This window comes from Fodinisporobacter ferrooxydans (assembly GCF_022818495.1).
Classification (GTDB): Bacteria; Bacillota; Bacilli; order Tumebacillales; family MYW30-H2; genus Fodinisporobacter; species Fodinisporobacter ferrooxydans.
The window spans coordinates 648,338-662,946 of sequence record NZ_CP089291.1 but is presented as its reverse complement, the minus strand read 5'-3'; the positions used below and the strand labels follow the sequence as shown (position 1 = coordinate 662,946).

Annotated in this window: 13 protein-coding genes; 6 read left to right on the top strand and 7 right to left on the bottom strand. The window is 45.9% G+C overall.

Translation table 11 applies throughout. From position 1 onward, the window contains the following. Window positions 1-25: 25 nt before the first annotated feature. The 3 genes from LSG31_RS03245 to LSG31_RS03235 all read right to left on the bottom strand — a co-directional run bounded on the left by LSG31_RS03245 (window position 26) and on the right by LSG31_RS03235 (window position 3,250). The gene (locus tag LSG31_RS03245; RefSeq protein ID WP_347437975.1) at window positions 26-1,225 is read right to left on the bottom strand and encodes a sugar ABC transporter permease; all 1,200 of its coding nucleotides are present in this window, start codon (window positions 1,223-1,225) and stop codon (window positions 26-28) included. Then, entirely contained in the window at window positions 1,225-2,001 is a 777-nt protein-coding gene (locus LSG31_RS03240) for an ATP-binding cassette domain-containing protein (RefSeq protein ID WP_347437974.1), read from the bottom strand. The genes LSG31_RS03245 and LSG31_RS03240 overlap by 1 nt, the downstream gene beginning before the upstream one ends. A 139-nt stretch (window positions 2,002-2,140) precedes the next feature. Then, on the bottom strand, window positions 2,141-3,250 hold the full coding sequence (locus LSG31_RS03235; protein ID WP_347437973.1) for a sugar ABC transporter substrate-binding protein: 1,110 nt from the start codon (window positions 3,248-3,250) through the stop codon (window positions 2,141-2,143). Window positions 3,251-3,495: 245 nt separating this feature from the next. Here LSG31_RS03235 and LSG31_RS03230 point away from each other — a divergent pair, with 245 nt between their 5' ends. Next, entirely contained in the window at window positions 3,496-4,683 is a 1,188-nt protein-coding gene (locus LSG31_RS03230) for an ROK family transcriptional regulator (protein WP_347437972.1), read from the top strand. 77 nt (window positions 4,684-4,760) lie between these two features. Here the strand turns inward: LSG31_RS03230 and LSG31_RS03225 are convergent, their stop codons facing one another. Together LSG31_RS03225 and LSG31_RS03220 are read right to left on the bottom strand one after the other, a co-directional pair. After that, window positions 4,761-5,420, bottom strand: a complete 660-nt coding sequence (locus tag LSG31_RS03225; protein ID WP_347437971.1) for a response regulator — start codon at window positions 5,418-5,420, stop codon at window positions 4,761-4,763. Then, a complete protein-coding gene (locus LSG31_RS03220) occupies window positions 5,389-6,879 on the bottom strand; it encodes a sensor histidine kinase (protein ID WP_347437970.1) in 1,491 nt (496 codons plus the stop codon). The genes LSG31_RS03225 and LSG31_RS03220 overlap by 32 nt, the downstream gene beginning before the upstream one ends. 329 nt (window positions 6,880-7,208) lie before the next feature. On the opposite strand from LSG31_RS03220, the gene LSG31_RS03215 reads away from it, so the two are divergent. Beyond that, window positions 7,209-7,814 carry a cupredoxin domain-containing protein gene (locus LSG31_RS03215; protein WP_347437969.1) on the top strand — a complete coding sequence of 202 codons (606 nt, stop codon included), beginning with the start codon at window positions 7,209-7,211 and terminating at the stop codon, window positions 7,812-7,814. A 95-nt stretch (window positions 7,815-7,909) separates the two neighbouring features. On the opposite strand, the gene LSG31_RS03210 is transcribed toward LSG31_RS03215, so the two are convergent. Beyond that, window positions 7,910-9,121 (bottom strand): hypothetical protein, encoded by a 1,212-nt coding sequence (locus LSG31_RS03210; protein WP_347437968.1) that lies wholly within the window; start codon window positions 9,119-9,121, stop codon window positions 7,910-7,912. Between the two features lie 185 nt (window positions 9,122-9,306). Between LSG31_RS03210 and LSG31_RS03205 the strand changes: the two genes are divergently transcribed. The 4 genes from LSG31_RS03205 (at window position 9,307) to LSG31_RS03190 (ending at window position 13,927) form a co-directional block, all read left to right on the top strand. Continuing rightward, window positions 9,307-9,828, top strand: a complete 522-nt coding sequence (locus LSG31_RS03205) for a hypothetical protein (RefSeq protein ID WP_347437967.1) — start codon at window positions 9,307-9,309, stop codon at window positions 9,826-9,828. A gap of 200 nt (window positions 9,829-10,028) precedes the next feature. After that, window positions 10,029-10,712 (top strand): HAD family hydrolase, encoded by a 684-nt coding sequence (locus LSG31_RS03200; protein WP_347437966.1) that lies wholly within the window; start codon window positions 10,029-10,031, stop codon window positions 10,710-10,712. Window positions 10,713-10,846: 134 nt separating this feature from the next. Next, on the top strand, window positions 10,847-11,062 hold the full coding sequence (locus tag LSG31_RS03195) for an MBL fold metallo-hydrolase (RefSeq protein ID WP_347437965.1): 216 nt from the start codon (window positions 10,847-10,849) through the stop codon (window positions 11,060-11,062). Window positions 11,063-11,065: 3 nt separating this feature from the next. Continuing rightward, window positions 11,066-13,927, top strand: a complete 2,862-nt coding sequence (locus LSG31_RS03190; protein ID WP_347437964.1) for an MBL fold metallo-hydrolase — start codon at window positions 11,066-11,068, stop codon at window positions 13,925-13,927. Between the two features lie 114 nt (window positions 13,928-14,041). On the opposite strand, the gene LSG31_RS03185 is transcribed toward LSG31_RS03190, so the two are convergent. Beyond that, a complete protein-coding gene (locus LSG31_RS03185) occupies window positions 14,042-14,575 on the bottom strand; it encodes a coiled-coil domain-containing protein (protein WP_347437963.1) in 534 nt (177 codons plus the stop codon). Window positions 14,576-14,609: the final 34 nt, after the last annotated feature.

Sequence of the window (14,609 nt, the reverse complement as noted above, 5' to 3'; positions counted from 1 at the left end):
AAAATACCGATCTTCGTAAGTTCAATTATCGGCCGGAGCGTTTGCGTCGGCGACGTGTGATGGTATCAATGGTTACGGCGATGAGCAAAATTCCGCCTTCGACGATATATTTTGTGCTCGATGGAGCACTGAGCAAATCCATACCGTTTTCGACACTGCCAATGACGAGCGCACCGGCAAGTGCATTCCATACGCTGCCACGGCCACCAAACAGGCTGGTTCCGCCGATGACGGCAGCGGCAATCGAATCCATCAGCAGGTTGCCGGTGCCAGAAGCAGGCGATGCCGATCCAAGACGGGATGCGCCGATGATGCCGCCGATAGCGCCCATAACCCCGGCGAGCGTGAAGATGCTCAGGCGAATGGCGCGAATATTGATACCGGCGCGCCGAGCGGCTTCTGCGTTTCCGCCAAGCGCATACACATGGCGGCCATAAACGGTTGACTGTGTAACAAACGCAAACAAAACAACGAACAACAGTAGAATAAAGCCGGCCACGGGAACGCCCCGATAGGAATTCAAGACGCCGACAACAATTGCCAAAATCACCACCAGCGAGATGGAACGCCCCAGCAATGCCGGTGTGGATAAAGCGGGCAATTGACGGGCATTTCGATTGCGCTGTATCATCATGGTGCCAATTGCGTAAAGAACTACAGCAAGAATGGCAATGCCCCACCCCAGACCCTTTGGAATGTAAGTAGAAGTAATCCCCAAGAGTGTCTGGTCGGAAATAGGAACTGTTCCCGTATTGCCAAGCATGGCCAATAGTATGCCCTGATAGCCAAGAGAGCCGGCCAAAGTCACGATGAATGCAGGAACGCCGATAAATGTGACCCAAAACCCTTGGAACATACCGATCAGACCACCGCTGACGATGCTTGCAATAATACATATCCAAGGATTTACATGTGCCACTGACAACAAAACGAGAACAGCAGCCGCAACACCACTGACAGATCCAATCGATAAATCAATTTCACCGAGCAATAAGATGAACGTTTCACCGATACCCAACATCCCGATTTCTGCAATTTGCAGAATCAGGTTTGAAAGGTTCCGCCCTGACAAAAAGTTTCCGTTTACGGATTCAAATACAATCCAGATGATGACAAGTGCAAGTATGACTGGAATCAAGCCTAAATCTCCGCTGGATAAACTTGCACGGATATTGCCAAACGTATTCGATTGGCGTTGTCCCGCTTGTGCTGAATTCATGCTCATCAAGACGTAAGCACCTCCTCTGTAGCCCCAGTAATCGCTGCGATTACTGATTCCGGTTTTGTTTCCGTTTTGACGAAGTTGGCGACTGTGCGTCCTAGCCGGAGTACGACGATGCGATCCGCAATTTTGAACACATCGCTCATGTTGTGAGAAATGACGAGGACGCCAACGCCGCGGCTTGCCAACCGGACAATCAATTCAAGTACGGCTTTTGTCTGCGCAACGCCGAGTGCTGCAGTTGGTTCATCCATCATTACAAGTTTGGAACCCCAAAGTACGGCACGTGCGACCGCGACTGTCTGTCGTTGTCCACCTGATAAACTGGCCACCGTCGTTGTCAGCGGCGGCAGATTGATGCCAAGATCACGCAGAACGGGGAGCGCTTTTTCTTCCATCTCCGACTTGCGGATCACCTTTGGCAATCCAGGGATAAGTTTCCGACGCAACTCTCGTCCTAAAAACAGATTGGATACAATGTCTAAATTGTCACATAAAGCTAGATCTTGGTATACGGTCTGTATTCCTAATTTTTCGGCAATCGAAGGACCGTTCAAGAAAACTTTTTCTCCCTCGAACACGATATTTCCCTCATCCGGCTGTTCAACTCCGGCAATCATCTTAATGGTAGTCGACTTTCCGGCACCATTGTCTCCAACAAGAGCGACAATTTCACCGGGATGCACGTCCAACGACACTCCTTGCAGAGCTTGAACGGCTCCGAAGCGTTTACGGATATTTTGCACACTAAGTAGTGGTGCGTTCTGAGCACTATTCAAACTGCACACCTCCTGCAAATATTTTTTAGAATCAACTTTTAGAATCAATTTGTAGAATCAATTTGTCGAATAGGCTAGTATAAAAAGAGCGCAGAACACTGAGGATCTACGCTCTGCAATCGCTCTCAGGTGATACAAATTAAGAAGGATTTTTGATTTTTTCCATCGTTGTAAATCCGTCTTTGATAACGGTATCCTGAATGTTATTCTTGTTGACGACAACCGGCTTCAGCAACACGGAAGGAATATTCTTCCCTGAACCGTTATCCGTTTGTCCATTGACGATGTCGGAGCCTGGTGTTTTGCCGCTGACAAGATCGACTGCAAGCTGTGCTGCAACTTTCGCTTCCTCGGGTACAGCCTTGTAAACTGTCATGGATTGCGTGCCTTGCAAAATGTTATGCAAGCCGGCATCTGTTGCATCCTGTCCGGTGACGGGGACTTTGCCGGCAAGGTGTTGAGCGTTCAGAGCCTGAATAATGGAGCCGGCAAGACCATCGTTGGCAGAGAGAACCGAATCAACCTTGTTGTTCAACTTGGTCAATGCTTGCTCCATCTCGCGAAGGCCATTTTTTGGATCCCAGTTTGGCGTATAGGTTTCATAGCCAAGTTTTAGAGTTCCATTCTTAAACAGTGGATCCAAAACTTCATGTGCACCTTTTGCGAACAAGAGTGCATTGTTGTCCGTCTGTGCGCCATTGATCATGACAACAGTTCCGCCCTTTGGCGTGTGGTCTGCGATGAATTGGCCTTGCAATTTGCCAACCTCTTCGTTGTTAAATGAAACATAATAGTCTACAGATGCCTTAGTTATCAATCGGTCATAGGAAATCACCTTTACACCGGCTTGATTTGCTTCATGAACAATCGCGGCAGCAGCCTGTGAGTCAACCGGGTCAATAACAAGAACTTTCGCACCATTGGTGATGGCTGCTTCGGCTTGTTGCTGCTGTGTTGTAGAACTGCCTTGTGCATTTTCATACATGACAGTGTCTTTTGGATTGAGCTTTTGAACTTCTTTTGTAAAGTCTGGCTTATCTTGTGTTTCGTAACGAGCAGAAGATGTCGTGTCTGGAAGCAAAAGCGCAATTTTCCCGCTGTCGCTGCTAGAACCGGATTTGCTTGGATTGCTGGCAGTTGTTCCACCAGATGACCCTGTTGAAGAATTGTTTGCAGATCCACATGCGGTTGCCAATGTCATGGCAATGGCGACAGCAGAACCTACGGATAGCACTTTTTTTAATTTCATGAAAAACTCCCCTTTTTCGCAAACGCTTTCTACCTAGATTCGGAATTTTATTTTTCTAGTAAATCCAAAGAAGTTAAGAATAGATTGTTTTTTTGTAAAACAAACTATCGGGAAATCCTCGGAAAATCGATGGCAGAAAGTGTTTTCGTAGATTTTTTGAAAGCGTTATTCCCTTTCTTGGTTTATATGTTAAACTAAAAGTAACATCTTAGCAAGACTCTACTATAGATTTTGAGGTGGAAAAATTGACAAAAACAGTGGATGCCGCCACCATGCGGCAAATCAATAAAAAATACGTAACAGAAATTATTTATAATCAAGGACCTTTGTCCCGAATTGATATTTCACAAATTACCGGCCTCAATAAAGCAACTGTGTCGTCGTTAGTGGATGATTTGATTGCTGACGATTTCGTCAATGAAATTGGATTTGGAACATCAAATGGCGGGCGCAAACCTGTACTTTTGCAACTTAATGCAAGCGCAGGATACTGTATCGGCGTCGACATTCAAATTACGCATATGACTACTGTACTTACGGACATGAGCGGCAGCATCATTTATAAAAGTATTCGACCCATCGACTGTGCAGATGGCGGTCTGACGCAAACAGAGCTTGAGGAAATTCTTATTGATGAAATGAATCATGCTGCCGTCAAGGCCCCGCCAAGCAGACACAGCATTATCGGCGCAGGGATTGCACTCCCGGGCATTGTAAATTTCAGCACCGGATCAGTCTTTTATCTGCCTAATATTGAAATTCGGGATTGGGATATTTGTGGTGCCCTAACAAAACACTTCCCGTTCCCAATATTTATTGACAACGATGGCAACTGTGGCGCTTGGTCGGAATATCGTTTGCGACAAATCAACAATTTAGTCTTTGTTAATGTAGGAATTGGCGTCGGCACAGGCATTGTTGTGAACGGACAATTGTATCGGGGGGCACATGGTATCGCTGGCGAATTTGGGCACATGACTATCTCTGCGATGGGGCTTCTTTGTGCGTGTGGAAATTACGGATGTTGGGAACAGTACGCTTCTGAACAGGCTTTACTTCGGTACTTGCAGGAGGAAGAAGAAGAAGTATCGGAAGCTCTTAAATTATCTCCAAATCTTGTATCCGTTGCAGTAGCCAGAGCAATTGAAAAACCATCGTACAAACGGGCCTTCCAAGTTCTTGGGCAGTATCTCGGTATCGGAATATCCAATATCGTCAACGCACTGAACCCTGAGCTTGTCGTCATTGGAGGTACTATGGCATTGGGAGCCGAGTACTTTCTGCCCGAGGTGCAATCTGCTTTAAGGAACCGTTCCATGGCATCCAATAAGTATGTTCCGATCGCTATTGCACATGGGGATACGATTGTCAGCGGTGCAGCCCAACTTCCGATTTCCAATACAATCCTGCAAAGTCCTTTGTCGGCAACCTAAGGCAGCAATTTTTTAGCAGATACCTTTGAATCGGAGACAGGGCGAACGGACGGAGTTTGAAAAAAGCGGAACCATACTCATCCTGGAAACGAAAGATGATCCCGTTGGTAACGCACGGCAAACGTTGCCGCTTCCGCCCGCTTATGCAAATCTAACTTCTCAAGGATTTGGCTGACGTAGTTGCGGACGGTTTTTTCTTTCAGACCTAATTTTTCGGCAATTTCCCGGTTCTTCAATCCTTCACTGATATGGAAGAGAATTTGTTTTTCAATCGCTGTTAAACAATTGTACAAAGTTTCTTCCCGCTTGGATTCTTTAATTTTGTGAAATGCTTTATCCGCAATTTTGGGATCCAGCATCGTTTTTCCTTCATATACGGATTCAATCGACTTGATCAGATTTTGTCCGCGGATCTCTTTTAATATATATCCGTTCGCACCATGTAGAAACGCTTCCCGGATAAATTTCTCGTCATCATAGGATGTGAGCATGATGATGCGACTGGCAGGAATTTGCTGCTTGAGCATGCGGCACACTTCTACGCCGGATTTGTCAGGCAAGCGGATATCCAGGAGGATAACATCCGGCTTCATCTGTACTGCCAATGTCATGCATTGGGCCGCGTTGCCAGCCTCCGCTATGATCTCGATCTGGGAATACATGGTCAATAAACTTCTTAGCCCCATTCTGACCATTTCATGATCGTCAACGAGCATAACTGTGATCTTTTTTTGCATCTTCGAAGGGACCCTCTTTCCATGTTTTTCGGATCAGCAAGCGTATGGTCGTTCCGTGATTGGGTTCAGAATGAATGGATAACATGCCGCCGATTTTGTTTGCGCGAAATTTCATATTTCGAATTCCTTGTTTGAAGCTTTCCAGGTTGCTGTCGACAGAATGGAGCGCATCGATCAAGCCCAGTCCGTTATCGGCAATTTCAATTCGTATTTCCCCATCTTTTTCATAGAGAGAAACGATACATTTGGTCGCATGGCTGTGCCGAACGACATTGCTCAACGCTTCTTTCACAATATACAGAATCTGGACGACAACGGTTAAAGGCGGGTCGTCATCTGAATCGTGTTGTTCCAATAAAATAGGGATAGATTGGCTTGTATTGAATTCCTGAATCAAGGCAATCAATTCTTCTTGAAAATTCCTTTTTTGGCTGATGGGCATTTTTAATTCTTTGATGTATCCGCGAATTTCCCGAATCAAATCATTCAATTTTTGAATGGCTTCCTGTACCCCTGTTATGGAGCGTTGGATCCCAAACGTTTCATGCTGTGCGATCATTTGACTGATTCCTTCCAAATGCAGTCCGATGGCATAAATCGATTGAATCATGCCGTCATGAAGGTCTCTTGCGATTCGATTGCGCTCTTCCGTGACCACTTTTTGTTTCTCCGCTTGCGTAAAAAATTGTTGGTATTCCCAATCTACTATTTTTAGCGTTTTTAGAATGAAGAAAGAAATCAACATGCCATTGATTCCTCTGAGAAAATCAATCGGAATATCCGTGATTTTATGAAACTGCCGATCAGTCAGCCAGACTCCCGAATAAAATGGGGTGTTGGAAAAGACAAGCCCATCGGAAAACGTGTAGAGATTGATCAAGAGGGCGATCAAAAGCAATGTCAGCGGCATCGATCTTTCCCCGAATTTGCGAAATTGCTCCCTCTGCGCATACATCCCATACCCGGAAACAATGCCGCTTGGCAACGTGATCAATAATTTGGCCCAGAAATTGCTTAAAGCGAGCCAATGCTCAAAGCTCTGACCGGCAAAAAGCCAATAGCGGAGAATTGCAAAATTAACCAGCCATAATAGAAAAAATCCGGGAGCGACTAATGATATCCGGCGCGTTCGTTTTTGACTTCTGCATAGCAAGTCGATGCCAAAATACAACAGAAAGGAAAACGATAAGGATTTGAGTATCAACTGCAATGATTGCAAAACATGGATGCCGAACGGGCTCAAATAGGCGGTCTGTAACGGTATAAATATATCTCCCCAGTCTGCAAAGCTGTGCAAAATTCCAAAAAAGGCCATATATTGCAGGCTTTTGGCCAAATGAAACTGGCTATGCACCCGATTTTTCAATAAGATGCCAAAACCCATCAAGAAGAAAACAAGAGGATAGAGAAACGAAATGATGATTTTATTGGATGCAAAAAATTGCGACATCTGGCTCATGATCAAGCACTCCAGAGAACCAAGTTTTCTTCTAATCTACACCCTTTGTTGCTGCCAGTGAAGTACGTCACAATAAATTCACATGGACTCTTGTATGATAACTCATATGATAAGAAGACCTGATCGGCTTTGGGATCTTGAGTCGATGCAACTAGTATCTTTGAGCTAGCAAATTCGGATGATTGTATTTTTTCCAACGGTCTGTTTAGTCTAGTTGATTTAGTCATATTGACAGCAAGAGTAGGTTCGTATGTCCCTATAATCAACAAAAACCGCTTGCTACAATACATTTGTAAGCATTTACTGATGTGACATTAGGAGGGGTTTATATGAGAAACGGCAAGAAATATATGAAACTTACAGCAGTTGGCGCTGCAGTACTCGCACTCACACTGGCTGGCTGTGGATCGAATGGGACAACCACCACTGCTGCTGCTCCTGCATCCGGGACTGCCAAACAGACACAGACGGTTGCAGCCAAACCGCCGGTTGTACATTTGTATATGGATATCATGACAGGGAAAATGATCAATAAAAAGGGCTGGCCGATGATCTCGCCGGCAGATTTCAAAGTTCCGGCAGGCGCGACGATCGATTTGACCATTCGCAACTTTGACGACGGAACGGCAGCACTGCCGCAAGATGCGGCGAAATACGCGAAAGTGGCCGGAACAAACAACAATAACGAAAAAGTAAACGGAAAAGAGATCACATCCTTGAATCCGAAAGATGTGTCTCATACCATTACGTTTACGCAATTGGGAATCAATATTCCCATACCAGTAACGTCCACAACGGAAGTTACGTTTAAAGCGCCTGACAAACCAGGCACCTATGCTTGGCAGTGTCTGGCTCCATGCGGCACAGGAAAAACGGGAATGCAAGGGCCAATGGTCACAAATGGATATATGGTCGGAAACATGACGGTTCAATAATTCTCTTATCAAAATTCCTTATGCAAGAAGTATCGGCCGGCCTGGCATCGCTTAAAAAATCCCCTGCTTTTGATAGAAAAAAGCAGGGGATTCTCTCAGTCTGCATGGTGGAATTTCAATATGCCGGTACCGGTTAAAGCGATCAGTGCAGCACTCTCCAAAATGGCGGTCAATTGCCATATTTCCCCGAGTCCGGCCCGGTTTCTTTCCATCACCCGCCATTCGATTTTCTTAGTTACTGGCATCATCGGCACAATTTTACCTGTCTTTTTATGCTGCAACGCGAAGACTGCATCCAGCGTTTTTTGTGCCTGCCGAAAATAATGGTCATTTCCCGTGATGTGATAGGCCCAATAACATTGGGCGGCAAAATATGCAGACCAGCCGACCATTTTGTCATCGCGGCCATTATAGCCGATCAGATGGTCGGGAAACAGGGCATGACGGATTGCCCAGTCGGTTGCCTTTACAAGTCGTTGGTATTGGTCCGTTTGGCCGGTCAATACGATGTCCCGGGCGATGAAAAATTGAGAATACGTAGTGTGGCTTTGGTCGCAAAATACTTCCGAGTCGGTGCCTTCCGCATATGGTACATGTTTCGGACCCACCAGCCAAGCCGGCAAATCCGGTTGTTTGGGAGTCGTTTTAAAATGGTGGTCAAAAAATGAAAAAATCTCCTCATAATTTCGTTTGTATTGTGTGTTGCCGGTCATTTTCCAACAGGCCCACCAACCGATTAAAATCTCTGCGTTATCTGCCAAATAGCAGCGGTCATCCAACGAACACTGAGTGGGGTCATAGCCATCGACATACGCTCCGCCGCTGCCGGCTACTTTCGGAATTTTATTCATCAAATCTTCCGCAAATCCATTGTACCGGGAATCGCCTGTCGCTTGAAAATACTCATAAACGACAAGGGCAAGAATGCCGAGATGATTGGACTCGATCCAGTCGGAGCGTTCCAGTCCAGCGTGTGACCACCAGTCGTCAACTCCGTTGCCCCGCCGCATCGCCATGCAAAACTCGATTTTTTTTCGGCATTCCTCCAGATATTTCTTATTTTTCGTCGCCTGATATAAATACATGAGTGCTTCCATGAATTTGACATGTCCGAAAAGGCCGATATAGTTTCGTTTTGTATTGTTATAGGTGCCGGACAAGCCGTCCCGTTGGAGATCGCTATAGCGGCTATTTGCATACTCATACAGCCGGTTGACTTGCCCTACAGGAAAAACGAGGGTCTTGAAGGTTTTTTGCATGTCATTCTCACCACTTTGTTCGCCTGATTTTTCATCCCTTATTGCCATAGTACGAACGTCCATGGAAAGAGGTTCTTTTTGGTCGTTTTGTACATGTTTTGTAATGGATATCCTTATGCCCCTAAATTGTGAAATCAACATGAAAATTCATAGAATTTGTACTTGTCTCGCTAGGCACGTCCATACAATAAAACATGGAAGCTTATCCGAGGAAATGTACAGGAGGAGATTGCATGTTGATTCATCTTGTTTGGATCGGAGGAATTTTATCGTATTGCATCAGCTATGCTTTGAAACGCTTGGAGAAAATGACTTGTATGGTGGGAATGATGACTGCTATGACATTTGGAATGCTGTCGAGTCTTTCCTTCGGCATCATCCTTGGAGCGGCCAATCATGATATCACGCGTTCAAGTGTTTTTGCTGTTGTGCTTGGTGTATTGGTTGGATTTACGACGGGCCAACCGGTGAGTTTGATGGCAGCGATTGATGGTATCACAGCAGGAGTCATGGGTGGGTTAATGGGAGGAATGCTTGGAAGCATGATACATTCCCAAAATGCAATGATGTGGTTTGTCGATGGTATTTTTGCTTTGATCATGGCTTTGCTATTGGTCATGATCCGGCAGGAAACGAGTCCAAGAACGAAAGCGAACCGCAATTCTTCAACAAAATCATTTCCTGTATTTTTGTATCAGATAGGGATTTTCGTCATCGGGCTCCTGGTTATTGGAGGGATGTTAAAATTTCTTTGATATGGCAGCTGAGGGATTACGGCCTCAAGGAAAATTCCGTACGTGTGCATCAATAATGGCAAGGAAAGGGCCGCAATAACCTTACAACCGCCGTACATACCGTTTGGTAGACGGCGGTTTCTTCACTTTATATTGCGGATAGGATAGAATGTGTAAAGATGATCGATCGTATATTCATTTTTGGAAAGCGGAGATGCGTAATGACAGAAAACTATCAACCGGAAGCCGTTATTTTTGATTTGGATGGAACTTTGTTTCGTGCGGAGACGATTCTCGTACCTGCATATCATCGGACATTCGAACAATTACGGAAAGAAGGATTGTATACGGGAGACACACCGCCAGAAGAAAAAATTTTAGGTGGTTTGGGCATGCTTCTGGAGCAGATTTGGAAACGGGTAATGCCCGATGCGTCTGCGCTTGTGTACAGTCGTGCGAATGAATTATTGCTTCATTATCAACTGGAAGAACTGAAACAGGGAACGGGAAAACTGTATGCAGGTGTGGAGACGGGAATAAACATCTTATACGAACAAGGGTATCAATTGTTTGTTGCAAGCAACGGATTGGAAAACTATGTAAAAGAAGTCATCAGATATTCAGGGTTGGCGCCATTTTTCAAAGCGTTATACAGTGCAGGAGAATTTCAAACGAAATCCAAAGTTGATCTTGTGCGCCTTTTAATGGAAACATACTCGATCCGTTCCGCTTGGATGGTAGGGGATCGTTCTTCTGATGTGGAAGCAGGAAAGGCAAACGGATTGTATGTAGTTGGGTGCAACTACAGCGGGTTTGGCCAGGAAGAGGAACTCGACGGAGCGGATTTGATTATTTCCTCATTTGATTGTTTGGTTAATGAAATTATGAAAACATCCAACCGGTAAAATCGAGAAATCTCTTGCAGTTTTTTGTAGGCTTTATCATGGATCATTCAGTTCATTTGAAGATTTCATTGAAACATAGATTGGATTAACTATTGAAATATTGTCACGGAGAAGGATATGAGAGAGGGATTTTAGTGAAAATTACGGTACTGGGCGGCGCGGAGATTGGGGCAACTTGTCTGTGGTTTCAAACAGAACATACGGAGTGGCTGGTAGACGCAGGAGTGCGGATGGACCCACGGGATCCGCTGCCGAATCTTGCGCTGCTCGAACAGAATGGCGCTAACATTGACGCGATTTTTGTTACACATGCGCATCAAGATCATATCGGGAGCCTGCCGCTCCTATGAAGCATGTTTCCAAATGCTCCTGTGTATATGACGCAAGCCACACTCGATATCAGCCGGGTCATGCTGGCGGATGCATTGCGGTTGAGCAGCCAGGATGGACAACCAAGAGTATTTCAGGACATCCAGTTGGATGAATTGTGGACACGCATACATGTGATGGGACAAGATCAAATGTTCGGATGGAACGGGATTCGTGTTTCCACCTTTTCGGCTGGGCATATCTTGGGTGCAGTTGCGCTCGGGTTTGAGACACAAGCGGAAGGAAGCGTATTGGTAACGGGTGACTATGCGGTTGCACCAGGCCGTTTGATCGGTGGACTGCGGATTCCAAAAGGGATGTCATTTGACACGGTGATCACAGAATCCACGTATGGAGCGCGTTTGCATGAGAATCGGGCCAATCAAGAGAAAGCGTTGGCCGAACAAGTCTCTGCGGTGATCGAAAATGGGGGATTTGTCCTGATTCCGGCGTTTGCCGTCGGTCGAGCACAAGAGGTGCTGATGATCCTGCAAGATGCGATGCGTTACAACAAAGAGATCAAACCATTTCGGCTGGTCGTGGATGGATTGGTGCGGTCGATCTGTCCGATTTATGAATCCTATCCGCATTTGCTGCAAGGTCCTGCCAAGCGGTTATTACGCAGCAAAGGCAGATTGTTCGCACCTGATGACATTCAGTTTGTGAAAAAACCGGAAGAACGGCAGCAAGTGGTACAAGGCGATCCTGCTTGTATCATCAGTTCTTCCGGGATGCTGACAGGAGGTCCGTCTGTTTTTTATGCGGATATGCTTGCTGCGAAAGAAAAAAATGCGATTTTTCTGTGCGGTTACCAAGATGAAGAATCACCGGGGCGGCTGTTGCTCGATCTTGCCAAACAGGAACCGGAACAGCGCAAATGGATCTTGCCGGATCGTGTGGTGCCTGTGCGGGCGCAAGTCGGTTTGTATTCCTTATCCGCACATGCTGACCGTCGTGAATTGACACAATTGGTTACAGACATTCGGCCACAAAGCATATTGCTGGTACACGGAGATCAGGAATCCAAGCAAGGATTGGCCCGTGAATTGCGTTCCTATCTGCCGCAAGCGAACATTGAGATCGTGGAAGTTGGATTGACATATGAGGTGGCAGGTCGAATCCGCAAGCATTTGCAAGTTCCGGCAGAAGAGCGTCCGGTGCGTGCCGACATTTGGCAGAATCAAATCTTGTTGTACAAAAACAAGACGCAGCAAGAATTGTCTTTAGGCATATGCAAAGAGGTTCATGGCGGCACGTGTACGGTTTTTTCTGCCAAAGGGGAATCACAGCGGATTCCTGTCGGGTTGGTCGTCGATGCGTTTGGCAGAGTGCCAAGCGGTGAAGATGCAAGTGACTTTATGGATGGGTTATGGCAAGCGGCAGAAGCCAGTATAGCGGAAGGCAGGATGTACGGATATCGCCCGGCAGAACGTCTTGCGTATCACATTGCCGAGGCGCAAGATTTGCTTGTGCCTGTCGATCCATATGGCGGCGATGAAGTAGCGGAGCTGTTGGCGCCGTATGGATGGCGGAAAACGGAGCCGGTAGCAGAACAGCGCGTGTTCAAAGCATATGTGTCTTTTCCATGGGCCATTCCATCGGACATTTGGCAAACGATCGAAAAAAAGGAGCAAACAGGCTGGCGCTATGAGATCAGTCCGCATGTGTATCCGCCAGCGGTGAATCGCTTGGTGGAAGAGCAGGCAAAGTTATTGGATGTAGTTGCTTTGACACCTAAAATTTATCCGCAAGATCATCGTATCGTTGTTCCGCTGCAAGGTCGAGTAACAGATGTACAACGGCAGCACATGGAGCAAAGTCTGACAGAGAAGATTGGCGGGACGGTTCTTATCCAATTGCTTGAGGAAACAAATGGTGAACGCGGGCAAGGGGAAGAAGGAACGGGAACAGGGAGCCACCCAGTCACCAGAATGGAACAGAATGAAGCGTTGCGCAGAGTCAAGCAATTGATACCCGAATCATTCGGATTGCACAAGGCGGGACTCGATCAACTGGCTGGCACGATCAAAATTGCCTTGCTTTTTCCGGATGCAGTCGTACATCGTCCGGAAGCAACCGCATTTGCGGCACGAATCGAGCAAGAGACCGGCTGGAAGATTGAATGGATGCCATCCGTAAACCAGGCGCAATTGGCAAAAGTTGCACTCGCATCTGTCGAACAAGCGGGCGGGGCTGTGAAAGGATCACCGGCGATCTATCTGGAACGAAAAGAAGTAGGCGTTCAATTAACCACTCGTTTATCTGTGCAAGATATGGAAGCGTCCAATAAACTGTTTCACGAACAGACAGGCTGGCAGTTGCGTTTTGCCGGGGAACAGCAGACATACGCTCAACCTTTGGCAGATGTGGCGGCAGTGCATGCGGCACATAGACAAGCGGATGCAAATGCAAATACAACTGCAAACGGAGATTTTCAGCCGTTTCAATTTCTGCCGCAGACTACAAGCGAACGAATGGAAATCAATCGTGCATTGCAATGGATCGATGAAGATGCTGCGGGACAGGGAATTCAGATCTACAAGAAATCTTTGCGCAATGAACGGATCGAGATCACGTTTATCACGCCGGAGTGGGGACAAAGCCAGCCCGATTGGCTGCAGCGTATCGCAGATCACACCGGCTGGACAGTTGCAGTCGCCGATAAAGTACAACAACAAGCATTGATCGCTCTTGCCGAACAGCTTGCATCCGACTTTCAATTATCCAAGACGCCAAGTGTTTATCTGATGCGCAAAGCTGTCGGAGTCAGAATGATGGCATCATTACCGGTACATGTTGTGGAAATGTTTCACGATTTGACATTGTGGGATTTGGTGCAGGAGTAGGTGGTGCAAGAGCCTTATAGCAGTCGTATGCAACACACCAGATCGATGTAGGAACTTTGTAGGATGAAAACAACAGAAAGAGACCTCCCTTGGGCTTCCGGCTTTAAGAGAGGTTTATTTCTCTATGAATGTACTTGTGTTGATCGGAATGTGGCGTTTAATTCGTTCAATGTCTAATTTGTTTTTCGTTGTTTCTCCATATGTAAACTCAACATCCCCTCGAATGTCCTTGATGTCGGACTTGATTTCAGCAAACCGAACCGAGATTTCAGAACGGATTCCTGTTTGACCGCCTTTTAGAACTTGCATATCGGTTTGAATGGTATCGATTTTGTCTTCAATAGTATCAATTTTGCCCTCAATAGTATCAATTTTTTCTTCAATTGAGCCAACTCTTGTTTCCAAGGTGTTTATCTGGTTTTGAATGATCCTTATTTGATTGTCGATGTCACCTATTTTGTTTTCAATGTCACTTATTTTGTTTTCGATGTCACCTATTTTGTATTCCAGCATATCAACTTTATGCCTAACGGCATTTAACGTTTCGTTTGTGTCGTTCACAATGCCAATGAGTTGAAAAAGAATATCCCCTTGGCGTTTTTGTTCATTTTGAATTTGAGTTAAAACTAACTCTAGTTTTTCGCTCATCTTGTTCATCCTTTCGAACATTGGCTGCAATTTT

Bases quoted from the DNA above. Each gene is read 5' to 3' on its own strand.
- LSG31_RS03245 (WP_347437975.1), bottom strand. From the start codon at position 1,225: ATGAGCATGAATTCAGCACAAGCGGGACAACGCCAATCGAATACGTTT.
- LSG31_RS03235 (WP_347437973.1), bottom strand. From the start codon at position 3,250: ATGAAATTAAAAAAAGTGCTATCCGTAGGTTCTGCTGTCGCCATTGCC.
- LSG31_RS03225 (WP_347437971.1), bottom strand. From the start codon at position 5,420: ATGCAAAAAAAGATCACAGTTATGCTCGTTGACGATCATGAAATGGTC.
- LSG31_RS03220 (WP_347437970.1), bottom strand. From the start codon at position 6,879: ATGAGCCAGATGTCGCAATTTTTTGCATCCAATAAAATCATCATTTCG.
- LSG31_RS03215 (WP_347437969.1), top strand. From the start codon at position 7,209: ATGAGAAACGGCAAGAAATATATGAAACTTACAGCAGTTGGCGCTGCA.
- LSG31_RS03210 (WP_347437968.1), bottom strand. From the start codon at position 9,121: ATGGCAATAAGGGATGAAAAATCAGGCGAACAAAGTGGTGAGAATGAC.
- LSG31_RS03205 (WP_347437967.1), top strand. From the start codon at position 9,307: ATGTTGATTCATCTTGTTTGGATCGGAGGAATTTTATCGTATTGCATC.
- LSG31_RS03200 (WP_347437966.1), top strand. From the start codon at position 10,029: ATGACAGAAAACTATCAACCGGAAGCCGTTATTTTTGATTTGGATGGA.
- LSG31_RS03190 (WP_347437964.1), top strand. From the start codon at position 11,066: ATGTTTCCAAATGCTCCTGTGTATATGACGCAAGCCACACTCGATATC.
- LSG31_RS03185 (WP_347437963.1), bottom strand. From the start codon at position 14,575: ATGAGCGAAAAACTAGAGTTAGTTTTAACTCAAATTCAAAATGAACAA.